Here is a 22,561-nt window from a genome sequence, read left to right on the forward strand (position 1 = left end):
TAGCTTCGTTAGAGCAAGGAGGCCCGACGCACTCTCGATTGGTTCATTCCCCCGCTCTCGCTACTGAGAGCACGCACCTGCTTCTTCTTCCCGGGCTTCGTTCAGGCTCTTTCTGAACGTAGCCCGCATTCTCTTGAGATCTGCAGAGTCCTTCGTGCAATTTTCCAACAGGCCAAGCGATGTCGAGAATAGCAGCACGCCATCCCGGGCTCCGACGCAGACGCCTTCGCCCAAGCGGGAGTTTATGAGATCGACCGTGGGTTGAATCTTGCGAGTAAGTTCCTCATCGGTACATGCCTCGTCGGCCCTTGCTGCTTGCGCAAAACCGAAGACAAGAGGCAATACAGCTAATAGCGGCGCCGCGTACGTCGATAATTTTAACATCGTTCAATCTCCATACTATGGTTGCCGATGTTGCCAAAGGCCCCGGATGCGGTGTGTGTCAGTTGACCTTATAGTTGTTTCGCATTTTCGTCGTGAATTGATCCGGCTCAGAATTGTTTGTTTCGTTGTGCGCACATTCGACTGCGAGAGCTTGCTGCTCTTCCAGAGCCTGGGCAGCGTTCCGCTTTTCAGCCCGATTCGAACTTGGAACCGAGTCGTAATATTGCTTGAGCTCGAAGACGCGGTTGACCTCGGCACCGCAGCTCCCCGCATAGGCTTGGATTGACATGGCTGCCATGATCGACACCAAAAGCAGCGTCGGGATGAGTAGTCTAAGCATGGAACTGATCTCCTTCATGTTTCGATGGGGTGGTGTCTGTCTCAGAACTTGTTTTCAGTCGGTTGGCAAACGCCCGTCACGATCTTACTCGGGTCTCCGTTGTCGATGATCTGTATTCGGCCCGTTCCGCGATCGATCGAAAACAGGCTGTTGGCCCTCGTGAACGTGATCGTCGATTTGGAGATCGCCACGTCTCGTTGCGGCTCAGCGCCCATCAACAGCACCGATCGCGCATCGACGTCGACGGTCATCGTCAGGTTTGGCGGATTCTTCAGATCGTTGCCGTTGACGTCTTTCATAAGTAGGCAGGAGAGTGTCAGCTCGCCCGCTACGGCAGGAACATTCGAAGAGAAGGCTATCGTCAGCCCGGCGCAGACTATGTAAGCAACGGGCTGCCCGTGCCGTGTTCTCGCATGTCCTGAAGTTTCAACATTGCTCCTGGCCATTTTGCCCGCCCCTATGCGTCAAGGAGTTGAGCAGTTCCATAGGGCCGAAACATCCCTCGTTCGGGGGAGACAGTTTGCGGAACTATTTTATATCCGGCTCATTCCGAGTAGAAAGTGGCTTCGAAGGTGCCGTTAACTTGATATTCGGGCATCGACTTGCAAACAGAACGTGAGGCTGGCGCGGGGTAGATTGAGGAGTGCGGTTGCCTCATGGACTCGGAGGCTTGTGATGGCGCCAAGTGGGTCGTTGTGGCAGGTGCGATCCGGAGCTGCCAGTAGCAGCCGTGCGTTCAGGCCGTGGAGTCCTTTGCGGTTCCAGTAGGACAGCCCCGGCTTGCCTCTTGATCAATCTTGGCGTTTTGCGCCACTGTCAGTTCCCCGGCTGCTTGAATACTCACCCGGCTGGTCGAACAGGACGCAGCGCTTCTGTGACTGGGTGAATCCGAAAGCGATGCATTGGTCCTGTGACGAGCAATCCCGTTCGCACTCGTCGCGGCTGCGGGCAGCAAGCACCCGGAATCCGTTCCCCGAAAAAGCCTTGCCGTTGAAATACTCGAAATAGACAGCCGAGCCCGAAGCGGAGGGGGTTTCACTCCCCGACACGACGCCGCTGGTGGCGCGGGCGTTCATCGAGAGCTGGCCAGGCCGCTCCTTGAGGAAGCACTTCCGGTTCCATGCGTCGTAAGTGAAAGCCTTGCACCAGCCTCCTGAGGTTCGGCACATGGATTCGCATTGTTCTACGCTCTCCGTTTGACGCGTTTCGGCCGCTTCGCTTTTGAGATCCCTGTTGAGGAAACGCGTGAACGTGGCAGGGGGCGGCATTACGGCCACTGCCTCTTGCTCCGGCGGGACAGGCTGCGGCGACGGTTCGGAAGCCTGCGGAGGGGCAGGCGGATTCATTGGCTGGCGGTAGCCAGTGACAAGGCTGCGGGTGGCGGCCGTATGTCCTTGGCTTTGCCCAGCGCCCGCTACGCTCGCGAACAGCCTGCAGACGCCGCCATCCGACGAATGGTCAAAGCCGGCGCATCCCGAGCGCGCTGCACAAAGGTTGCTGCAGGAGTCCAGCGGCACGCTGACTGTCGCGCTTACGACCCCGTTCAGGAATGTCTGCGGGTAGCGGAAGAGTTCCTCGGTCGATTGCGCGCTGGCGGGTCTAACTCCGGACGGCAGGATGACAGCAGCCGCGATTGCGCCAATCACTGCTAAGAGAAGGCCTGCGATCCTGTCATAAAAGCATTGGCGGAGAATGCGGGTCTCGAACGTACGCGGACCAGGAAAATGCATGTCGGCTGGTGGCTCGGATACCTGGCGCATCCGCCGGTTGTTCATCTGTGACATTGGTTGCCTTTCTCCGCCGCTTTCCCGAACAGGACCTCAAAAGCTCCCGGGGCCGCTCACCGGACATCTCCGGGATGCGGGCACCGAGAAGGTCCCGAAATGATTGTTGCAGATGCGGAACTTGGACTGACGTGCCGCCGGGGCTGGCGCCGCCGGCGCTGGTACTGGCGTTGGCTTTGCTGGCGGCCGCGGTCTTGCCGTCTCGCGTTTCTTTTCCCGTTTCGGCTTCGCGCGGACGATCGGCGCAGGCTCCCGCGCTTTCTGCGATGTGGATTCCTGCTTCTTGGCTTCCGGCGGTGCTTTCGTTTGAGCCGGGACAGGCGGATTGGCCGGCGGAAGGTAACCCGTGACCAGATTTCGGGTTCCGGCGATATATTGCTGGTTTTGGCTCGCGCCGCCGACGCTAGCGAACAGCCTGCAGATTTGGTCCGACGACGAGTAATCGAAGCCGAGGCAGCCTGACCGCGCCGAGCAGAATACCTTGCAGGCCTCCAGCGGCACGCTGACCGTGGCGCTGACGGTCCCGCGCAGGAGGGTCTGCGGGTAACGGAACAGCTCCTCGGACGATTGGGCGTTCGCAGGCCGTAATCCGCCCGACGGAACGACTGCAGCCGCAATTGCGGCTGCCACTCTCAAGAGCAGTCCGGCGGCCCTGTCGCGGGGACGGTCGTTGCGGAGCGGACGAACGGCGATGAGCCTGACAAGCCATTCGAATTGTCGCAACCTCACTTCGTGGTCCTCCTGATGGCGCGCCCGCTCGAATTCACATGCCAGGCGAGCAGACTTCGTTCGCCGGCACTTGGAAAACGCCTCTTACAGTCGTGCACATCTTGAATCGGCCGCCTTGCTTCGCGGCAGGCTTTCTAAGCTGCGGCGAAGGCGGCGCGGCGGCAGGCGGCTTGGGCTTGGGCGCGACGGAAGGCGGCGCAGATTTGCGAACGCCGTTCTTTCGCGCGCTTTTCGGGGCCTCGGCCGACTTCGGAGAGGGCGCATCCCGAGGCTTAGGCGCCTCCGCCTCCGCTGGCTTGGGCGATGGAGCCTGCACCGGCGGATTGGCTGGCGGACGGTAACCCGTGACGAGACTCCGGGTGCCGGCGACGCGTGGCTGGCTTTCCTCCGCACCGTCCACGCTCGAGAACAGCCTGCAAAGTCCGTCGGACGACGAGTGGTCGAAGCCGACGCATCCAGTGCGGGCTACGCACAGTTTCATGCACGACCCGGCCGGCACGCTGACCGTAGCGCTGACGGCTCCGTTCAGGAGGGTCTGCGGGTAATCGAAGAACTCTTCTGCCGACTGTGCGTTCGCTGGCCGAGTCCCGGTCGGCGGCAGGAGAGCTGCAACCGCGCCTGCCATTCCCAAAAGAAGTCCCGCTGTACAGTGACGAAGACGATACGCCAGCATGCTGCCTCCTTGCCTGGGCGCGCGAGCGCTACCGTTCCCGTACAATGGTCGTTTCCTGGGACATGGCCGGGGCCAGCTTCTTTTTCAGGCGCATGACGTTCTCATAGGATTTCTGTATCCGCTCGAGCATTTCCGGGTCTTTGCGAGCTTCTTCAGACAGGAGGGCGGCGACCTTTTCCGGGACCAGGGGGTCTGGATGTTTGTCGTTGGCGAATATCAGGATGTCGTTCCCTGCCCGAACGGCGCGCAGCACCGAGTCCTCGAAGCTTATGTTGTCGGTAATGGCCTGCATCTGCATGTCGTCGCTGATGACCACGCCCTTGAAGTGCATGTTGTCCCGCAGCAGCCCGGTCAACGTCGCGCGGGAAAGCGAGGATGGGATTTGGTCCGAAAAGGACAGCTTGTCATTTATCACATGGGCGGACATGACCATGTCGACATCTCCCGACGCGATCAGGTTCCTGTAGGGGAGAAGTTCCTTGTCGCTCCATGTCTTGGAAACGTCGGCCATGCCTTTGTGGCTGTCCTTGGTGCTGGAACCGTGTCCCGGGAAGTGTTTCAAGGCCGTCAGCACTCCCTTCGACCGATGCGCTTCGATGAAAACCTTCGCGTATGTCTCGACCGTCTGAGGATCGGCGGAAAAGCTCCTGCCAAGCTTGCCAATGATGGGGTTCGCCGGGTTGACGTTGAGGTCGACGACCGGAGCCAGGTTGAGGTTGAACCCCAGGTCGGAAAGAGCGGAAGCGAGGTTCTGGTACACCGCGGCGGCCTTGGCGGGACTCATTGACTTGGCCACAGTCGACTCGCTTGGAGTCTCCTTGAACCCGATGGCGCCCGTGAGCCTCTGGATGCGGCCACCCTCCTGGTCGACCGCGATCAGCAGCGGGGTTGCCGCGAACCGCTGCAGGCCTTCGTTCAGTTGCCGCACCTGGTTCAGGCTGTCGATATTGCGCCCGAGATACATGACGCCTGTTATCTTTCCTTCTTTCGCTTGCGTGACGACCTTCGCGTAGCCGTCGGCGTCCGGTTCGCTGCCGAGGAAGCCAACAAGCACCATCTGCCCTATCATCTGGCGCAGAGTGGCGTGGTCGACGACGCTGCGCTGCGCGTTCGGCATATGGGACGGGACCGGGTCAGCCTTCAGCGGGGCGCAAAGGCCAAAGAGGGCGCAGGCGAAGGCGATGCAAGACGTGATCCGCAGCGGCATGTTTCAGTCCCTCGGAGCGACAGCACGCACGAAGTCGGGAGTGACCGTCCGGCTGTTTTTTCGCGCCGACGTCATGCCTTTTTTCCGCACCGGGTAGAGGTTTGTCCCGTTGACCAGGAAACATCGGTTGGGACGCGCGGTCACCCAGGTGAATCCGCCGCAGCCGCCGTCCGAACTACATTGCTGCATGCATTCCTGGTACGAGATGGCAGCTGACTCCATGCTGTTTCCAATGAGGCCGCTCGTGGTGAAAAGCTCCCAATCGGCATTCAAGGTCGGAGGAGGGGCCGATGGCTTTGCCTTGAAATAGAGGCCGGACCGTCCCAACGGGTAGGACTGCACGAAATCGAAGCCGGATTTCAGGAAGCATCGGTTCACTTCCTGGTTGTAGGTGAACGCTCGGCAGGAGGTTCGGCTGTCGCACAGGGCCGAACAGCTTTCGGCATTGGGCGCATCCAGGCCTTTCGTCACGAGATCCCCGCCCCAGAGGTCAACGCCGCTGAACGACGCGTAGTACCAGGACTCGGCGTTGGCGGGATCGCGGTAGCCTGGAATCTTCTGGCGCGCGCCACCCGTCGAGAGCGGATCGGACTGCGCTGACGCGACTGCTGGAAACAAGCGGCAGAGATTGGTCACGGAGGAATGGTCGAAGCCGGCGCAGCCGGAACGTTCCTGGCAGATTTGGCGGCAGTCGTCCAAAGGCCGCCGAAACTCGGCGCTGGCGCTTCCCCTCAGCGCCGTCCCTGGATAGTCGAGGAATTCGCCGCCAGACTCCTGTGCTGACGCCATTGGGGCGATTCCGGGCATCGCAAGCGAAATTGACAGCAGAAGCAAGGACGACGCTATCCCCGCCGCGGCCATGCGCAACCGACGACCCCCCTGCCGCATTCCCGCTTCCCCCCTTGCCCAGCCCGTGAAACCGATACGAAAGCGCGGCCGGGTCAAGGACTGATCGATCCTTCGCAGTAGGTGGTGCGAAGGAAATTCTCGTATGCGTTGGCGTGGCTCGAACCCGTGTCGCTGGCGTCGAGGCAAAGCGAACTCAGCAGGTTGTTGGCTTGCGCATTGCCCTCCAGCGCGAGCTCGAAATACGAACGCGCCGCCTTATTGGAGTCGATCGCGTCGACGCGGTCCGGGGCGAAAGTCCTTGGATCGTACCATTTCGCCATTTCGAGTTTCGCGTCCTGATTGCCTCTCTGCATTGCGAGATTGATCGCCTGCAGCCCGACGCTCCGGTCTCCGCGCTTGAAAGCCTCCTTGCTCAGGGCGAAGAGCTCATGGCCGTCCGTGTCCGTCTCCTTGAGCTTCGCCAGCCTGGCGGCTAGCGGAGGATTTGTTGGATCGGTGTAGTTCGAAAGCAGGCTTCGCGTTTCCGCGGTCGAACCCACGTTCACGCGTCCGGCTCCTACGCTTGCGAACAGGCGGCACTCGTCCTTTTGAGAGTGGTCAAACCCCTGACATCCGGAACGCGCCTCGCAGAGTTTCCGGCATTCTTCCATCGGCTTGGAAAACTGGGCGCTGACGATCCCGTTCAGCACGGTGTCCGGGTAGTTGAAAAGCTCGTTGGCCGTTGAGCTTTCCTGTGCTACCGCCGACAGGGTCAGGCCTAGCAGCATTGTGGCAGCCACAGCGGCCATGTACCCCCTGAAGGGGAGAAAATACTTGTCTAAGCTGCTCTTCAGCATGCTTTTGTCCCTCTGACGGTTCCATAGGCGGCGCATTTGCCGGACATTGTTATTTTCGATCATTATTCCAGCGTCCCCTCGCAGTAAGTGTCCCTCAGGAACCCGCTGAACGCAGGATCCTGGGGCGAACTCGCGCTCTTCGCGCAGAGGGAACGGAGCAGTTCCTTGGCCGCTGTCTGGCCTTCTATCGACAGCTCGAAATAGGCCCTGGCCGCCCTGTTGGCGTCGGCTCGATCGGCTTTGGCGGGGTCAAAGGAACCTGGATCGTACCAGCGCGCGATTTCGAGTTTCGCGTCCTTGTTGCCCCGCTCCATCGCAAGATTAATCGCCTGCAAGCCAATTCCGCCGTCGCCTTCCCGGTATGCCTCGCCGCTCAGGGCGAACAGTTCAGCGCCGTTGGTGTCCGTCAGCTTCAGCCTCTCGAAACGCGCGAGCAAAGGCTCGGGCTTGTTGAACCAGCCCCTGCTGTCGGCGATGTAGTACCCTCCGCCCGCCACGAGCAGCGCCAGCGGGATCAGGAGGTACAGGAACCGCCACTTCGACTTCGGCGGCGGGGTCACAGGCTGGGGTTTCGGCGGCTCCGCCGCCCGAGGGAGCTCCACGGCCTGTTCGACAGCCTCTTCCATCTCCCGCTCTATGGCTTGGGGGGACGCTGTCTTGAAAGGGGTCAGTTCCTGTGACCAAGCCCCCGGGCTGGGCGGGATCGGCGGCCAGAAAGCGCTCCCCTCTATGTCATGGCCTTCGACTTCGATCTTCACCTGCAGGTCGACCGGAATCTGGTCGCAGACCTCGGGTCCGACAACTACCGTGGCCGAATTAGCGCCGCGGCTGACGACCGCCGCATCTACGGTTGCCGGACGCGCCTGCCAACCGGCGCCGCCAAGATAGGGAGCGTCCTTGGACTTGCGCATGATCGACAGCCGCACCCTTTGGGAGCTGCCCAATTCCTGCGGGAACGTGATCAGGGCATGCCCGAACAGGCGTGTCTCGTCCTCGCTGACTTTGACGGCAACCTTGTTCATCGAACCGTCCCAGCGGGCGTGGCAAGCAGCGGCGCCGAGTCATCAAGCGCGTCCAGGATGGCTCTCAGGCGCTCGTTCTCCTCGACGTTGATGGTGATCCCTTCGCCCGAGAGGACGTTGTCGGTGACCGCCTGGTGGAAGGCGTACATCCATTCCGAGAGCGCGAGGTAGGAGAAGTTCCGCCGCTCCACGCCAAGGCCGTCGCAGTCGGAAACGCTCGGACGGCGCGCGAACACCCTGACTTCGCCGTTCTCAGTGCCGTCTGGAGCAAGTGGCCGCTTATTCTCGGGCATCGCGTCGAAGCCTAGCGTGCTGACGAAACGGTTGATGTGGCTCGTTGCGAGAAAGCCAGCCTTTTCGAGCAGGACATCGGACCTCTCGACCGAACTCCCCGATAGCTTGGCGAGATCCGCGGCTATGCGTGCTTCGAGGCCCGACCGCCGGGCCGCGGCAGTCAGTTCGGCTACCAGTTCGCTTGCGGACTCCTGGCCGAGGCCAATGGCCTGCAGCGCATTGTCGTTTCTCGCGAGGACGAAGAGGCTGTCCGTCCAATGCCTGATGGCCGAGCGGGCGAGATAGGTCTCGCGAGGCAAGGCTTTCTGCGAAACCGATCCCCCGGAGAAAACCGCGGCTGCGGCCACCTTCTTCTTGCCGGGCAAGGGAGGGGCTCCCGGGCGCGGCGGGGTCGGGCGCTTTTTCGCCGCGGCTTCGGCTCGCCCTTCGGAACCTTCCTCCGGCGCGTTCTGGCGCTTGAGGCGGTTGCCGTATTCGATGTGAAGGTGTTCGGAGATTCCGTTCTGCGATATCTGCAGCATCTTCATGGCGGTTCCGAAGTGGTCCCGTTCCCAGATCTCGGTGAGGTTTGCGAGAATCTGGTCGGAAACCTCACGGCGCTCGGCAATGCGCTTGTTGATGTCGCTCTCGATGAAATACGGAGCGAGCACGCGGCGGATATCGTGGGCAATGTTGCCGACGCGGCCCCGTATCTGTCCGTATTTGATCTCGGGGCGGCAGATGGCCGCGAGGTTTTCCGCCAGATAGCTGACGCCGCCATCGTTCAGCCTAAGGGCCTCGTCGAAGGCCTTGGCCGGCTCCCGGAAATGCTGCTGAACTTCACTGACTTCAAGATACGCCTCCCGCATGGCGGCGACCTTCGCGACCTTGTCGGGCAGGATCTCGATCTCGGTGCCGCCCTTGTACTTGATCAGGGACTCTGCCTTGAAGTTCGGGTTGCGCAGCCAGTAGGAGTTGTTGAAAGGCTTGTCTGGCATCCATTCGAACGGCCACTTGTGGGCCTTGCCGAAAAAGCGCGTCAGCGAGGCGCCCAGGCGCGCGCTGAAACGATCCGCCAGGCTCTGCCCCTCCTCGCCCGCCTTTTCGCTGAAGTGCATGTCGAACATCGTCAGCACCAGGAACAGCGCGGTCTCGGTCCGGGCGCGGTCGAGCGGGCTCTCCCCGTGCGAGGTCCGGATCCAGTCGTCGATCATGTCGGGAAGGGTCGCCACGTCCTGGTTCGACGGCTTGATGCAGAGCAGCATGCTCGAAAGTTCCTGCTCCGCCACGTAGCGGTCGAATAGGTAGGCGACCTTGCCCCGGACGAAGAGCTCCTTGAGCGCGTCGGGGTTGCCCTCGATGAAGGCCTGAAGGTCGACTTTCTGCCTGCTGCGGGCTCCCGGGAAATCCAAGAGGTCAGTATGCTCGAAGAAGGGCCATGGCTGTTCCGATATCGCTATCCGCAGTTCAGCCACCAATGCGGTGATCACAGGTCTCGGCAATGAAACCGCCGATCCCTTCATTGGCCTTATCAGCAGCTCGTCCTGGCCGGGTTTTCCGAGCCCCCGCAGCGTCTCTACGTCTATGATGCTGCTTTCCCGGGGAACCAACGCCTCCACGGGACAGTAGGCGTCCTTGGCGAACCCGAGGCTTTCGAGGGCGGTGACGAGTTCAACGTAGAGATCGGTGAATTCCGGCAGTCCGCCCCATAGCACGGAAAAGAGGTCGGCGCGGTCGGCAATGGAGAGCCGGGAGGCAAGGAAGGCCGCTTCCTCCCAGTAGGCCCCCAGCGTTTCGATGTTGGCCAGGCCTGCGAACTGCTTCTCGAAATACTCCTGAAGGTCCCACACGTCCTCCTCTGTCAGGCCATCCGAAGCTGCCTGCGGCCTCGCCCGGCTTTTTGCTTGTTCAAGAGCGGACAGGACGGCGTCGGAAGTCAGCGGCGCGCGTTTCTTCGCGTCCCCGTCAAGAAAGAAGCTGTTGCCCAGCACCTTGGCCACGTCCGTTTCGCTCAGCATCCTCAGCACGACGGGCGCGCCCGCAGGACTTGGCTCTTCCCGGACCGAAAAGCGGGTGACGAGCCCGGTCGACTCCCGGTCGCCGCCGGGGTTGATCTCCCGGATGAAGTCGACCTCACGCCCGAGATCGCCGAAACGGGCCATCAAGGGCGCGCTTCCGTTGCGGGCCAGGACCGACACCAAATAGGACTTGCCAGCCTGGCTGGGTCCGAACACCCCGACGCACATGGGGCGGTCGATGGCCAGCATCGCCTTCCGGGTGGCGACTATGGACTTCCTGAGCTGTTGCTCGGCGATCAGGCGCGTGCTGCCGACCCGCTCCGCGTTCGCGGCGGCTCCTATCCAGGCAAGACCGTCCTGCGCCGATTTCAGCGCCGTGTCGCAGGTCTTCTTCAATTCTTTACGCATGCTTCAGCTTTCACTGGATGGAGATAATTCCGGTGTCGAGCCAGTAACCGTCGCCCGCCTCGACCGCGAGCGTGTCCAGCTTCAGCTCCATGATGCGCTTGACCGGAGAGCCGTCGGCGTCCTCCGCGTCCTGGATCACGAATTCCTCGCGGGTCGCCTCGCTCGTAAGAAGCGCGATCTCGTTCGCCTCGTCGTCTTCCGGCGCCTGCACGTTGCGCGCGATCGTGACGCGGACCGGCTTTCGCACGCTCCGCGCCGACCGCGTCTGAGCGGTCGTCAGCTTGTAGAGCGGCGTCGCCACCCAGCGCTCCAGCGGAAGCTGCCTGAAGCCAATGCGCAGCGGGCTGTGGTAGTCGAACTCGGCCTCGGCTTCCGCCGTGGCGGCGTCGAGGTCGATGTCAGAGAAAAGCAGGGTCTCGTCCGGAAGCGCTGAGCTGCCCTGAAGCCGCCCGATGTACCGGGCCGTCGACTTCATCCGGAGATACTGGGAGTAGAGGGTGAAGTTGGTGATCTGCCGCTCCGCGAGCGCGCACAGCATGGCTCCCACGACCGCGGTCGTCTTCGGGTCGTCGATGTGCGTGTTGCTGACGCCCCGGAACGGATACCACGTGCCGACCCGGTAGTCCTTGATCGGAATGACGCGGTCAGGCAGGACAGACATCTTGTTCATGAACAGGCTTATCATCTGCGGCAGCCGCATCGGCCGCCCGGTCAGGAGCACCACGTCCGCGTCCAGATGGTTGATCGCTTCCGCGATGTTGTCGAAGACGGTGTCGAAGATCGACAGAACGCACTCTTCGACGGCAAGCGGGTCGACCGCTACGTCGCAGTCGGCGATCGTGAACTCTCCGGCCCCGAGCGCGCCTATGCTGTCCTTGAGATATCCGAGGATGCGCGCGTCCACCGGAATGTCGCCTCCGGCCGTCGTCCTTCCCGTGGTTTCGAAGAAGCTGCCAGCCTTTCGGATTTCCGTCTTACGGCTCGTCGCCGGCATGGCTTCGCATTCGGACAGGACCGCGATGGCGATCGGCTGCAGGACCTGCAGCACGAACTGGCGGCGCAGGTGCTTTTCCTGCTCCGACATGTTCGGGTTGTCGCCGGCGAAGCGGTCCTTGAGATAGTTCCGCGCGTTCGGAAGGCCCGCTTGGGCGAGCCCTTCCTCCAGCCTCGGTATGACAAGCCGCTCGATGACCACCTTGAGAAGGTCGTCGCCCGCGATGCGGAACCCCTCCCGGAAATTCTGGTCGGGGAACAGGGCGACATTGTCCGTTTGGAAGTAGGTCGTAACCATAAGGTCGGTGGTGCCGCCGCCCACGTCGACGCTGGCGACGCGCAGGGACCGCTCCAGCTTCTCCTTGCCCTTGGAGGGCGGGAGCGTTTTCGGCCTCTCCCTGTCCTTGCCGAGCATGTCGAACAGCGTCCTGATCGACCCGCCCAGCTTGTGCACGGCCTCGCCGTAGAGATAGACGAGATGAACCGAACTCGCCTCGTCCCATGAACAGTGGATTTCGGGGCGCTGGCTGTTTATGCCACTGTCGCTGTCGCCCCATCCCGACAGGGACCAGAGGAGCTTCACCGCGGCTTCGGCGCGCGACCGGAGAATGCGCTGTTCCTGGATCGGGGTCGCCGACGGGATCGTCAGGATGATCCTCCGCAGGCGGCGCGGAGAGTCTTTCAACCTCCTTTCCCGGCGGGTGCCGGGGTTGTTCATCATCGACATCGCCTGCGCGATGATTTCGACGAGCATGAAGGTGAAGAAGGACGACCTCGAGAAACAGAAGCGGCTCGCCGTCTGCAGTTCGCTCTCTTTGACTTTCAGCTTGAACTGGCGCCTGTCGCTCTCGAGTTGCTCGAGGACGTCGCCGCGGTCGTTTATGAAGCGGTACATGGAGCGCTCGATCAGCGGCTCGGTTCCCGCATGCCCCGCCGAAGCCGAACGGAACTTCCACTCCTGGAGAACCGGATCGGAACTCCATAGGTACCGCTTCGGCGAAGAAAGCCCCGTGGCGGCCTCGGTGCCTTCGGACTCTCCGCGCAGGCGCGAGGCTTCGGGACCGATGCGGAGCAGGCTTGGCCAGAAGAACGCCCGGGGGCGGCCCGACCGCCTCGCTATGTCTTCCGCGCCGAATTCCCCTGCCACCAGCTCGCACTGGCTTTCGAAGGGATCGCGATAGACGAGTTCAGGCTTGGAGAGGTCGCGCAGCTCCAGGACGACGGAGTTGTTGAGATCGACGTTCACGTCGTCGGGAAACGACTGGATCAGAAGGCCGCACGACCGCGAGTTACCGATGTCGAGCACCAGGTCGACATCGACCGGATGGACGTTCCTGTTGTCGCTAACCGTATCGATGAGGGTGACGCGAACGGGCTTAATCACGCTGGCGAGAAACTGAACGAAAGTTATGTACCGGGCGAGGTGCTCGAACTGGAAAGGAAAGTCCTCGGGCCTCAGCTCCTTGCCCTTCCTCTGGAGTTTCTTGAAGGAATAGAGGATGTCCCTCAGCCAGTCGTCCAGCCACTTCTGCGCGTCCACTGGCCCTTGTCCGGGAACGTCGACCTTGTGCGACAGGAACGAGATGACGTCGGGGAGCTGGCTGACGAACCGGAACGATTCGGTCCGCATCGCGTCCTCAGGACAGGGAGCGAGGTAGGGACGGTTCGTCTTCCGGGGCGCGAGCGAGCTGTCGAACGCGAAGATCGCCCTGTGCGTTCCCTTGCGGTCGCCGTGGGCATTCCGCGTCTCCGTAACCCTCACCCGGACCCAGTCGGTCGGGCCCTGCGCGTATATTTCGTTGCCCAGCGAGTCTTTGCCGGGTTCGATCTTGAAGAACGGCACCGGAACCCAGCGGTCGAGGAAGGTCTCGAGCGCCCTCGATTTCGCGATGTCGTACACCACGTCGTCGCCTTTCGGGGGGTAGGGCGGCTGGTCCGAGTCAGGATCGTCATCGTTCCAGTTCGGAAGCAGGCGGATCAGCGTCTTTCCATCCGAACCCGTTTCGCCCGGCGACAGCCGCTCGATGAACGACCTCGACAGGCGCGGAGAAGCGTCGAAGTCGAACCCGAACTCGACGAACTGGATGCCACTGTCAGGCACCAGCGTGAAGCCATCGCTGAAATCGGCGAGGTTGGTCAGCATTGAGTCGTCCTGTCAGGCTTGTTTCGGCTTGCCGTAGTCATGGGATATCGAACTCCATGACCTTCAGTTGCGTAGCATCGTTGGCTTTCACTACGCTCAGGGAACCGGACTGGGGGGTAGTGGAATCACCCCTCTTCAGGAGGACGGTGAAGTCGGTTTGCACCGACGGGTCATCCCGGCGGTCGAAGAGGTTTACGAAAACCTCGTAGTGGCCCGGCGGGGGATCGTCCGCCCACCTTATGTGTTCGATAGGCTCATTGCTCATTCGGTCAGGGACATTCATATCGATATCATGAGTGCCGCCGCATGCGGGTTGTCGCCGTTTCACTATTTCCCCGCTGGGGCATTTCACGGCAAGATCCAAATCCGTGCGGTTGTTCCAAGTGAGAGCTACCTCCATCTTGCCGTGCAGTCCCTGCTCGCGGTCGACGCGCTTCTTGGCTATCGCCGCCTGATCTAGCGAGGCCTGCTGGCACGAGTTCATATGCTGGCGCAGCCGCCCCTCGATCACAGTGGCCTCAGAAATTAGCTCCTGCGTTCGCAGGCTGGCTTGATCGACGGCTGGCGCCGGCGCGACAAGTGCGCAATACGCGCCCCCGCCCTTTCCGAATGCCGTTACGCCGAAAGGAAGGACCAAGCCGCAGGCGGGCAGCAGCAGCCACGCGGTCGCCCCCGCGAGCGCTATGGGAACAAGCCAAAGCAGCCAGCGGGCGATCGGCCGCCACCGGGAAGGACCGGCGGGCAGCACGGGCCGCTCCACCACTGCATCCGGAACGGGCGTCGGCGGCCGGTCCCGGGCGACCGCAGCAATCTGCCCCCGGCCGCTGGTCTCCGCGTCATGTTTTTCATAACCCCATGCAGTGAGGACGAGCACTCCGTCGCCCCCGTCGGAATCGCCGGAGACCCACACGTTCTCGTCGTCGGGGAATGTCACCGCGTTGCGCAGCGCGGTAGCCGTCGACCGGGCCGCCGGGTCGGTGCGAGCCTCGTGCGCGGCGGCCGCACGGAGAACTGATCGGACGGATTGGTCCAGCCGCGCCTTGTAGACGGACGCCGTTTCGGGCGGGAGGTCTGTCAGGCGGACAAGCGTCTCGTCCCGTTCGGTATACCAGTCGATCCCCGAGCCGTCCTTGCGTGGCACTGGTTCGGCCAGCTCAAGCCCAATGCCTCCGGGGAATTCCCGCCCGAGCACGGCTTGAAGCCTATGGACCGAGCGCTCCGCGGTCGATCCGAGGGATCGCATCAGGCTGAGGGTCGTGGTGGCAACGAACTGGCTCATTGGGCCGGGCCTCCGGCTGGCGCCGGGGCGGCGGGTCCACCGCTTCCGTCGTCGAGGAGTGGACCAAGAATAGAAGAATCTGTCTCGCATCCAGTCTTCGTGAGCTCGGCATTCATTTTAGCGATCCGCTCTTCAATGATGCGGTTGACCTCATCGCTGTTCACGGGAGCTGCCGTCCGCGGCGGAAGCGCCATCGGATAAACGAGGTTGCCAGGCCAAGCCGCGTAGATCAGGCTGGCGGCGAAAACTAGAGAAAGGGCAGCTATGGGCCAAAGCCAAGCCTGCCTATGTCTTGCCGAGGCCGCTGGGTGAGCCTCTTGGGCGGACGCTGCGGTGGGTTCGGGAACAATCACGCGCCGCGGGGGAGACAGTCCGGCGGTGGCGAAACCTCCGACGGCGGCCCAGGACTGCCCCGGCACCCAGGGAGAGATGCCGCTTGGAAGGTAGGGGCCAATTGTCTTCTCGCAGTGCCGCACGAATGCGGCGCGGGAGGAGCGGGCTTCCTCTGGCAGCACCCCCCAATTCGTGAGCACGGCGTTCTCGCCGACGGCGACGATCGAGGCTTCGTCCGCGACGTTGAGCATCGCGCCAACCGTTTCGCCGATTTCCCGGTCTGCCAGCGCCGGACGCAGCGCGTCGATCCGCGCCACCAAAATCGATTCGACCCTGGCGCGCTTTCCTCGGTCGAGTTCGCTCAGCTGCTTCGGCTCGTCGTCAAAGCTGCTGAACCACGCCACTGCCAGGCGCCCGCCCTCCTGCTCCTTGGCGTTCGGTTCGGCGAACAGCCGGGACGCATTGTCACCGCACAGTTCGTCTATCCGGGCGAACGTCGTTTCGCAGTCCCGCCACATCGGCTTTCCGGCGACGGCCAACACGTCGCCGGAAAGCGCCGACGTTGAGCGAACGAAGTGGACGTTGCCCCCTCGAGCCATTTAAGCACCTTCCCCTTGCCGCAAGAAATCGTTAACTATGCGGCGTCCCCTCCGGCATACTTCGACGGAAAGAAACGCAGTGTCAACGAGCGCTCAAGTAGATTCGACTCAGATGCTTAACCTGTAGCGGACCGCAGCCTATTTCCCATCTTAGCGCCAATTCTAGTTGAATTGCATTCTGGCATTGCACATCCCCCATTTGGGGTGGAAATGCAAAAACTGGAGGATTACGGTCGCGCCGGGCCGAATTTGCCGAGCGCAACAGGGGCATTGCCAACGTCAAAAGAAAATGGGGCAACGGGAAAGATCGCGATCTGTCATGAGGTTTCTGGCTAGCCGTCTAACTCGCCTTCCTCCTCGCCAGTCATGACGTCAAAGTCAGCCAACCGCGCTGACTTGTCGGTCAAGACCCGCTTGAAACAGAATAATAGTGACACGGGAAACATGTTTGCGCATCTTTTTTTCTGCGGATACCGAGAGCTCCTACTTAGAGCCGCTGGCTCGTCTCTGGCAGCTCTCGTCGTTCTGGTTGGCATCCAACCAATCGGCGCGCAGACCACGGCAGTGTTCTTCGACTATCCCGGGACCTCACTGAACGGGGTTGTCAGCGCGCAGGTCATCGCACCCCTGCAGGCATGTCGATCCCTTTGCACCTCGCGTTCGGGCTGCGTAGGTTTTGATCACTCGTCCGCCGACAACAGTTGTCGGCTTTTGGCAGGGGTCAGCTCCGCCGGCGAAAGCCGGGCGTCGACAGCAGCTACGCGGAATCTGATCATTGGGTATCGTCCTCCCTCAAACCCGCCCGCAACGCCTTCCGCCGCCCAGCCAAAAGTTTCACGCGCGGCGCCGCCGAACATCAGTGGCCGCAAGGTGAGTTATCGATCGATTCCCGGCGACCCCAGGCCGATAGGCTGGGTGTATATCAATGTCTGCAGCGGAGCCCCGGTGGAAGCGGATTCACTTCGCAGTTCTATCAACGGATTTGTTTTTGAGTCATTGCGGCTCATTCCGGGCAGGATTGAACAGTTTGACAGGAGTACCACACCGCAATGTGCGCTCGTACCCAAGGCCGTCGGGTATGCCTCGCCGGGCGCCGAGGAGTGGAGAATCGGAGCGGCGCTAGAGGAGATGCGTCCGCTCCTTCGTCCTGCCGGAGTGGGAACACGGGCGGACGGTCTATTGCCCATGCAAGGTTCCGACCGATACCGCATCGACATATGGCTTGGCCACGAGTGAATTTCCCGGCTACTCTATCGGGCGCAGCAGCTAGGCGTTGATGTCTGCGCGTAAGCCTCTCAATTGCCCAGTTCTAGCCGTGCGATCGTATCAGCAGCCGTCGAGCGCCTTAATGCCTTTGATGTAGTCCTTGCCGCCCTCGTTCACGGTCGTCACTTCCGCGCGGCCAGAACATGCTGTGGCACCCTTCCTGAACGCATAGCTGACGAAGAACAAGTCATCTGCCTTCGCTTCGATGCCGAGAAGCTTAAGGGGCGCCTGCATCCCTCCGTAGAAACCACTCAGGGCCGCGGCGGAGAGAGGACCCCTGGCGCTCTTTTCAGGGACTACAAACCGCGCCGCCTCCTTGCCGTCCCCAGTGCCGAGGGCCAGGTAAAACGCCCGCACAACGGTCGCTGCGGTGCCGGGCTGTTCAGTGATGTCCTCTTCAGGCGCGATGCTCCCTACAATGGCCATCAGCGGGGCTCGGCGATTTGCGTTTTTTGGAGCCCATCGATCAACGATGCCGACAGTCACGCGGCGTCCGATCAATGATGCCATGGCGCCCTCCATGCCGCCGACCGGCACGACGTGAACCTCGCGGAAGCTGGATGCGGAATCAGCAAAGCCCTCGCCCTCAAGGCAAATGTCGGCATCCAGCTCCAGTAAGTAAGTCGGCTCGGGCTGGTCTCCTGTCTGCACGTCTTTATAGTTCGGCGGCCCGGGAAGTATTCGTCGATGGAGATCGCCGCTCAGCCGCGACGGCTGCCCTTTCGAGATATCGTAACAGGCGGCCTGGCCCCCGCTGGCCGCAGCTATGGAAATCAATACGCTTGCCGCAAGTCGTCTCATAGGTCGCTCCCCAAAAAGCCCACTGATGGCATTCATTCATTGAGGCTTCAACCGGTACTTGACCAAATGTATAAACCCTCAGTCGTCTCTGAGAACGATCGTCACTAAAATGTTCAATGAACATTATACTTCTCTGCCCACAGCCAGGTTTGATTGCTGCGGCGTCTTTGGGGCAGCGCGATCCTAATCCTTTGTTCCGCAAGGGTTTGCTGGACGTAATGAAGGCGTGCTCAGAGGCTTCAATGCCTATCGGCGCAACAGCTGGCATCAACGCGCACTGAATTTCCGCGGTCGTCACCGCAAAATCGTCGAAACAAAGCCAGCAGACCACACTGGTGCAGCTTTGCCAGAACCATGACGTGCCATTGGCATTACATGATCTCTTTTTGTTCTCAGAAAGTCGCATAAATGGCAGTGTGGAACGTCGGCGACAGGCGCTGCGACGGCGGGGGGCCACCGCTGAACAAAGCGGTGCGAACTCACGCTTTCTCCGCTCCATGACCTCCGGCGTCCTTAGCCGCCGCGTCCCATGCTGTAGATCTCGGGGCTGGGCGTATCCTGGTGACGTTTGCAAGGCGGTTCGACAAGCCGAATAAGGTTGCGATTGCCGCGATGTACCATGCGTTTTTTGCCGGAACCATGGGCACTTCTCCTAAAAAATGGAAAATGATTAAAGTTCGTCTTTACAAAAGCCGCCAGGGAAGGGGTTGGTCATGCCCATTTCAATCAGGCGACGGAGGCTCTTCCTCACTCTTACCGGCATTAGCTGTTCGACCTGATAGCCGATGGAAGGATAGTGCCAGATACGGTAGGTGTCGCCCACCAACCCTTTGATGAACTTTTCAAGATTGAGGCTTTTCGTGTAGTCCTCGAAGGTCGTTGGGCTGCAACTGATGCTCCATGAAACCGATGGCCATTGCTTCTGAGCCGTCGCAAGCGCGACGTTGCATGGTGGGTGTGTGAACCAACTGCCCTGTTCGGACAGCAGCATTATTCTGTTCGAGCAGTAGCTTACTCTCAAGTATGTTTGCGCCTGTGTTTTTTGCCGCATTTTCGAGCATTATTCTAGTGGAATGGGTGCCGCGTTCGGACATGATCCGCGCGAACACGTCCGCTTCTGTCCCTCCAAAGCTTTCCCCATGCAAAGCTACTGAGTGACGGACACCGCCACTGACGACGATCCATCGGTACGCATGCCTAATTGCAATCTCTGCGGCATAGCGCGGAACTGATAGATCATTCGTTCCCATCACAATAAGGACGTCCGCGTCCTGAGGGGGATTTGAGCAGTAGTTGTATTCCCAAAGTACCTTGGCAAGTTCCAAAGCTGTTGCGCTGACCATTCCCAACTCCTGGGGCTACTCGCTTGAGACCATGGATACCGTGGCGTCCGCGGCCACGGATTGCACACTGCCTTCCACGGGTACAACGGCATTCTAACAATGCAAATGGGGTAAACCGAGCTTCGTCAGCCGGAAGCGGGCGTTGACCTCCAAACAAAGCAACGGCGATGGACTGCGCAGGTCTCAACCCGTGTCCACCCCCCACAAAAGTTACCGGTCGCCTCACGGGCGATACAAAGGGCACAGGCTGGACTTGGCTGCCGGGGGGCAGGATTTGTCGACCGCTCGATCGAAAGCGCGAGATAAGAAGGACAACCACAAACCTGCAGAGCGGCAAGACGCTCGCCTACCTCCCGGTCAGTCACCGTTAGTCGATGGTTTAGACGAAGATAGTCCGTCCATGTCGGCGTGCGGAATGTCTCGGTCCAAAGAGTCAGCTTCTGAAGGTCGCGCTGGAGGGTCCAGTCCCCGCGCACCGGCACGGCTCTGAACACGCCGCCTTTCGCGCATGTCTCAGAAATTCCGCGATATTCTCCCTTCCTAGTTGGCTTTGCCGATGGCCATGATCCCGTAACTGGGTTGGCAGAGTGATATGCTGCGGAGGCAGCTAAACCGATTTGATTGATTCTGACGATGAATGGCGGCGCGTCACACACTCGCAATTGCGAATTTAGCTCTTCGCACCTGCACAAAAATGTGCCAAACGCAGCCCCTATGGTTGGTAACGTTGGGGAAGGAGCCTCGTTGAGTGCGGTTGCTAACACCAGGGCGATCACACCGCCCGATATTCGTTCCCGGAAGGGTGGCACTCCGCTTGTCTGCCTGACAGCCTATACCACGCCGATTGCAAAGCTCGTTGATCGGCATTGTGACATTGTTCTCGTTGGCGACAGCGTCGGCATGGTGCTTCACGGCTTGCCGTCGACGCTGGGCGTGACGCTTGAGATGATGGTCATGCACGGTCAGGCCGTGCGCCGCGGCCTCGAGCAGGTGCTGATGATCGTCGACATGCCGTTCGGCTCCTACGAGGAAAGCCCCGAGCAGGCCTTCCGCAATGCTGCACGTGTCATGGTGGAAACCGGCTGCGCGGCGGTCAAGCTCGAAGGTGGCGAGGCAATGGCGGAGACGATCCGCTTCCTGGTTGCACGCGGCATCCCTGTCATGGGCCATGTCGGCTTGACGCCGCAGGCGGTCAATACCTTCGGCGGCTACCGCGTCCAGGGCAGGGGCGGTGATGCGGAGCGCGTGGGGGCCGACGCGCATGCCGTGAGCGAAGCGGGGGCATTCGCGGTGGTGCTGGAGAAGGTCCCGGAGGCGCTCGCCCGCCGGATCACCGCAGAGGTAGCGATCCCGACGATCGGTATCGGCGCCTCGGCGGCCTGTGACGGGCAGATTCTCGTCGTCGACGACATGTTGGGCATCTTCGGCGACTTCCGGCCCAAATTCGTCAAGCGCTATGCCGAACTCGGTGAGATCGCCGAGGCGGCGATCGCGGCTTACGCGCAGGAAGTGCGCGACCGCAGCTTTCCAGCGGACGAGCATGTCTTCGGCGATGCGACAAGGACGGTCAATGGTGGAGAAGGCGCATGAGCATTCCGATCGCACGAACCGTCGCCGAATTGCGCATGGCTGTGGCCGGATGGCGTCAGAATGGCCTGAAGGTCGCTGTCGTGCCGACTATGGGTGGTTTGCATGAAGGCCATCTGAGCCTGGTGCGTGCCGCGCTTGCCAAGGCCGACCGGGTTATCGTGACGCTGTTCGTCAACCCGAAACAGTTCAACAGCGTGGCCGATCTCGCGGCCTACCCGCGCACTGAGCATGACGATGCCGCCAGGCTCGCGCCGCTCGGCGCCCATCTGCTCTACGCGCCGAACGCGGCGGACATGTATCCGGAAGGTTTCGCCACTACGATCTCGGTGGGCGGGGTGAGCGAGGGCCTGTGCGGTTCGTTTCGACCCGGCCATTTCGACGGCGTGGCAACCGTCGTCGCCAAGCTCTTTCTCCAGACGCGTGCCGATCTCGCTTTCTTCGGCGAGAAGGATTTCCAGCAACTGCACGTCGTTCGCCGGCTCGTCCGCGATCTCGACATTCCGATCGAGATAATAGCCTGTCCAACGGTGCGTGAAGCCGACGGCCTGGCGATGTCGTCGCGCAATGTCAGGCTCTCGACCGCACAGCGCCTGGCAGCGCCAAAGCTCGCCGAAGTCCTCTCGGCTTCGGCCGAGCGGCTGTCGGCGGGATCGCCGGCGGGGCTTGTGCTTGCCGAGGCCAGGCAAGCGATCCTCGCTGCCGGTTACGACGAAGTCGAGTATCTCGAGCTACGAGCAGACCATGACTTGTCGCCACTATCCGCCGCGGACCGACCGGCCCGCCTGATCGTCGCTGCCTGGCTCGGCGGAACGCGGCTTATCGATAACGTCGGAGTTCTGCCCGGGCGGCGCAAAGGCGAGCTGCTCGCGGCAGCCAATGCCGCATGATTGAGCAGCCGCAAGGCTTGGACAAACGTGCGTCGTCAACATGACCCAGACAAATAGCCGTAGCAGGGAGTGGATATGGTCTTTCGATTGAAGGAGCGCCTCGCCAGAAAGTTTGAAGAAGAAGTGCAATTCTTCAAGGGCTGGCAGAAGGACAAGAAGCGAGTGGGCGCGCTGATGCCAACGTCCGTTCATGCCGGGCGTCGTATGGCAAGCGTCATCAATCCGGCATCCGGATTGCCGGTTCTTGAACTTGGCGCGGGAACTGGCGTCATCACCAAGGCAATCCTGGAAAGAGGCATCAAGCCGCATCAGCTGGTTTCGGTCGAATATTCCAAGGATTTCTATCAGCGCCTGACGCGAGCTTTTCCGGGCGTGGATTTTCGATTGGGCGATGCGTTTGCGCTTGGAGAAGTGCTGGCCGAACGGCGCGGGGAGCAGTTTGACTGTGTGATAAGTGCGGTGCCGCTGTTGAGCTTTCCGATGGAACAGCGTGTTGGCCTGCTCGAGGATCTGCTGGCCCGCATACCCGCTGGCAGACCGGTGATTCAGATCACCTACGGACCTTTGTCGCCGGTGATCAAAATGCCCGACCGCTATGTCGTGTCTCACTATGATTTCGTCGTCCGCAACATCCCGCCCGCACAGCTGTGGACTTACCGACGAGCAGTCTGAGCCGCGGGACGCGCGAGGACGGCGGGCCGTTCGCAAAATCGTCAGGACAGGCGGTGGTCGTGACGAAATTCGCATCTATTGCGCTTTTATAGCCGCCACCGTTTCGCGGAGCCCGCTATGCCTTTTCGCATC

The 22,561-nt window shown here is 61.2% G+C and carries 20 protein-coding genes and 1 pseudogene; 4 read left to right on the plus strand and 17 right to left on the minus strand.

Annotated features, from left to right (window positions below; all coding sequences use genetic code 11):
* Positions 1-60: 60 nt before the first annotated feature.
* From FJV83_RS17700 to FJV83_RS17765, 14 genes are all read right to left on the minus strand, one after another.
* On the minus strand, positions 61-384 hold the full coding sequence (locus tag FJV83_RS17700; RefSeq protein WP_095775714.1) for a hypothetical protein: 324 nt from the start codon (positions 382-384) through the stop codon (positions 61-63).
* Positions 385-442: 58 nt separating this feature from the next.
* A complete protein-coding gene (locus FJV83_RS17705; RefSeq protein ID WP_126070484.1) occupies positions 443-724 on the minus strand; it encodes a hypothetical protein in 282 nt (93 codons plus the stop codon).
* 41 nt (positions 725-765) lie between these two features.
* The gene (locus tag FJV83_RS17710; protein ID WP_142886636.1) at positions 766-1,170 is read right to left on the minus strand and encodes a hypothetical protein; all 405 of its coding nucleotides are present in this window, start codon (positions 1,168-1,170) and stop codon (positions 766-768) included.
* 345 nt (positions 1,171-1,515) lie between these two features.
* On the minus strand, positions 1,516-2,508 hold the full coding sequence (locus FJV83_RS17715) for a PAN domain-containing protein (protein WP_245318359.1): 993 nt from the start codon (positions 2,506-2,508) through the stop codon (positions 1,516-1,518).
* 36 nt (positions 2,509-2,544) lie between these two features.
* Positions 2,545-3,231 (minus strand): PAN domain-containing protein, encoded by a 687-nt coding sequence (locus FJV83_RS17720; RefSeq protein WP_142886637.1) that lies wholly within the window; start codon positions 3,229-3,231, stop codon positions 2,545-2,547.
* Between the two features lie 40 nt (positions 3,232-3,271).
* Positions 3,272-3,910, minus strand: a complete 639-nt coding sequence (locus FJV83_RS17725) for a PAN domain-containing protein (protein ID WP_142886638.1) — start codon at positions 3,908-3,910, stop codon at positions 3,272-3,274.
* Between the two features lie 28 nt (positions 3,911-3,938).
* Positions 3,939-5,117 carry a glycoside hydrolase family 3 protein gene (locus FJV83_RS17730; RefSeq protein ID WP_095775718.1) on the minus strand — a complete coding sequence of 393 codons (1,179 nt, stop codon included), beginning with the start codon at positions 5,115-5,117 and terminating at the stop codon, positions 3,939-3,941.
* A 3-nt stretch (positions 5,118-5,120) separates the two neighbouring features.
* On the minus strand, positions 5,121-5,951 hold the full coding sequence (locus FJV83_RS17735) for a PAN domain-containing protein (RefSeq protein ID WP_245318361.1): 831 nt from the start codon (positions 5,949-5,951) through the stop codon (positions 5,121-5,123).
* Positions 5,952-6,058: 107 nt separating this feature from the next.
* Entirely contained in the window at positions 6,059-6,865 is an 807-nt protein-coding gene (locus tag FJV83_RS17740; protein ID WP_095775719.1) for a PAN domain-containing protein, read from the minus strand.
* A complete protein-coding gene (locus tag FJV83_RS17745; RefSeq protein ID WP_095775720.1) occupies positions 6,865-7,824 on the minus strand; it encodes a hypothetical protein in 960 nt (319 codons plus the stop codon). Before FJV83_RS17745 ends, FJV83_RS17740 begins: the two co-directional genes overlap by 1 nt.
* The gene (locus tag FJV83_RS17750) at positions 7,821-10,523 is read right to left on the minus strand and encodes a virulence factor SrfC family protein (protein ID WP_095775721.1); all 2,703 of its coding nucleotides are present in this window, start codon (positions 10,521-10,523) and stop codon (positions 7,821-7,823) included. Before FJV83_RS17750 ends, FJV83_RS17745 begins: the two co-directional genes overlap by 4 nt.
* Before the next feature lie 10 nt (positions 10,524-10,533).
* Entirely contained in the window at positions 10,534-13,659 is a 3,126-nt protein-coding gene (locus FJV83_RS17755; protein WP_095775722.1) for a virulence factor SrfB, read from the minus strand.
* Positions 13,660-13,696: 37 nt separating this feature from the next.
* Positions 13,697-14,938 (minus strand): hypothetical protein, encoded by a 1,242-nt coding sequence (locus FJV83_RS17760; RefSeq protein ID WP_095804222.1) that lies wholly within the window; start codon positions 14,936-14,938, stop codon positions 13,697-13,699.
* On the minus strand, positions 14,935-15,870 hold the full coding sequence (locus tag FJV83_RS17765) for a hypothetical protein (RefSeq protein ID WP_095775724.1): 936 nt from the start codon (positions 15,868-15,870) through the stop codon (positions 14,935-14,937). Before FJV83_RS17765 ends, FJV83_RS17760 begins: the two co-directional genes overlap by 4 nt.
* Positions 15,871-16,314: 444 nt before the next feature.
* On the opposite strand from FJV83_RS17765, the gene FJV83_RS37715 reads away from it, so the two are divergent.
* Positions 16,315-17,106 carry a PAN domain-containing protein gene (locus FJV83_RS37715; protein ID WP_348628979.1) on the plus strand — a complete coding sequence of 264 codons (792 nt, stop codon included), beginning with the start codon at positions 16,315-16,317 and terminating at the stop codon, positions 17,104-17,106.
* A gap of 90 nt (positions 17,107-17,196) precedes the next feature.
* On the opposite strand, the gene FJV83_RS17770 is transcribed toward FJV83_RS37715, so the two are convergent.
* The 3 genes and pseudogenes from FJV83_RS17770 to FJV83_RS37000 form a co-directional block, all read right to left on the minus strand.
* Positions 17,197-17,937, minus strand: coding sequence for a hypothetical protein (locus tag FJV83_RS17770; RefSeq protein WP_095804221.1), 741 nt, complete (start codon positions 17,935-17,937; stop codon positions 17,197-17,199).
* 842 nt (positions 17,938-18,779) lie between these two features.
* Entirely contained in the window at positions 18,780-19,280 is a 501-nt protein-coding gene (locus tag FJV83_RS17780) for a YdcF family protein (protein WP_095775726.1), read from the minus strand.
* Positions 19,281-19,606: 326 nt separating this feature from the next.
* Positions 19,607-19,790: pseudogene (locus FJV83_RS37000) on the minus strand (MFS transporter); the annotation flags it as partial.
* Between the two features lie 234 nt (positions 19,791-20,024).
* On the opposite strand from FJV83_RS37000, the gene panB reads away from it, so the two are divergent.
* The 3 genes from panB to pmtA all read left to right on the plus strand — a co-directional run bounded on the left by panB (position 20,025) and on the right by pmtA (position 22,429).
* Positions 20,025-20,870, plus strand: coding sequence for a 3-methyl-2-oxobutanoate hydroxymethyltransferase (gene panB, locus FJV83_RS17790; protein WP_095775727.1), 846 nt, complete (start codon positions 20,025-20,027; stop codon positions 20,868-20,870).
* The gene (gene panC / locus FJV83_RS17795) at positions 20,867-21,757 is read left to right on the plus strand and encodes a pantoate--beta-alanine ligase (protein ID WP_095775728.1); all 891 of its coding nucleotides are present in this window, start codon (positions 20,867-20,869) and stop codon (positions 21,755-21,757) included. Before panB ends, panC begins: the two co-directional genes overlap by 4 nt.
* 75 nt (positions 21,758-21,832) lie before the next feature.
* Positions 21,833-22,429, plus strand: coding sequence for a phospholipid N-methyltransferase PmtA (gene pmtA / locus FJV83_RS17800; RefSeq protein ID WP_095775729.1), 597 nt, complete (start codon positions 21,833-21,835; stop codon positions 22,427-22,429).
* The last annotated feature ends 132 nt before the right edge of the window (positions 22,430-22,561 follow it).

The sequence above is a fragment of the Mesorhizobium sp. WSM4307 genome, assembly GCF_007003945.1.
In the GTDB taxonomy this organism is placed as follows: Bacteria; Pseudomonadota; Alphaproteobacteria; order Rhizobiales; family Rhizobiaceae; genus Mesorhizobium.

Bases quoted from the DNA above. Each gene is read 5' to 3' on its own strand.
- FJV83_RS17700 (WP_095775714.1), bottom strand. From the start codon at position 384: ATGTTAAAATTATCGACGTACGCGGCGCCGCTATTAGCTGTATTGCCT.
- FJV83_RS17705 (WP_126070484.1), bottom strand. From the start codon at position 724: ATGCTTAGACTACTCATCCCGACGCTGCTTTTGGTGTCGATCATGGCA.
- FJV83_RS17710 (WP_142886636.1), bottom strand. From the start codon at position 1,170: ATGGCCAGGAGCAATGTTGAAACTTCAGGACATGCGAGAACACGGCAC.
- FJV83_RS17715 (WP_245318359.1), bottom strand. From the start codon at position 2,508: ATGTCACAGATGAACAACCGGCGGATGCGCCAGGTATCCGAGCCACCA.
- FJV83_RS17725 (WP_142886638.1), bottom strand. From the start codon at position 3,910: ATGCTGGCGTATCGTCTTCGTCACTGTACAGCGGGACTTCTTTTGGGA.
- FJV83_RS17730 (WP_095775718.1), bottom strand. From the start codon at position 5,117: ATGCCGCTGCGGATCACGTCTTGCATCGCCTTCGCCTGCGCCCTCTTT.
- FJV83_RS17740 (WP_095775719.1), bottom strand. From the start codon at position 6,865: ATGATCGAAAATAACAATGTCCGGCAAATGCGCCGCCTATGGAACCGT.
- FJV83_RS17745 (WP_095775720.1), bottom strand. From the start codon at position 7,824: ATGAACAAGGTTGCCGTCAAAGTCAGCGAGGACGAGACACGCCTGTTC.
- FJV83_RS17750 (WP_095775721.1), bottom strand. From the start codon at position 10,523: ATGCGTAAAGAATTGAAGAAGACCTGCGACACGGCGCTGAAATCGGCG.
- FJV83_RS17755 (WP_095775722.1), bottom strand. From the start codon at position 13,659: ATGCTGACCAACCTCGCCGATTTCAGCGATGGCTTCACGCTGGTGCCT.
- FJV83_RS17760 (WP_095804222.1), bottom strand. From the start codon at position 14,938: ATGAGCCAGTTCGTTGCCACCACGACCCTCAGCCTGATGCGATCCCTC.
- FJV83_RS17765 (WP_095775724.1), bottom strand. From the start codon at position 15,870: ATGGCTCGAGGGGGCAACGTCCACTTCGTTCGCTCAACGTCGGCGCTT.
- FJV83_RS37715 (WP_348628979.1), top strand. From the start codon at position 16,315: ATGTTTGCGCATCTTTTTTTCTGCGGATACCGAGAGCTCCTACTTAGA.
- FJV83_RS17770 (WP_095804221.1), bottom strand. From the start codon at position 17,937: ATGAGACGACTTGCGGCAAGCGTATTGATTTCCATAGCTGCGGCCAGC.
- FJV83_RS17780 (WP_095775726.1), bottom strand. From the start codon at position 19,280: ATGGTCAGCGCAACAGCTTTGGAACTTGCCAAGGTACTTTGGGAATAC.
- panC (WP_095775728.1), top strand. From the start codon at position 20,867: ATGAGCATTCCGATCGCACGAACCGTCGCCGAATTGCGCATGGCTGTG.
- pmtA (WP_095775729.1), top strand. From the start codon at position 21,833: ATGGTCTTTCGATTGAAGGAGCGCCTCGCCAGAAAGTTTGAAGAAGAA.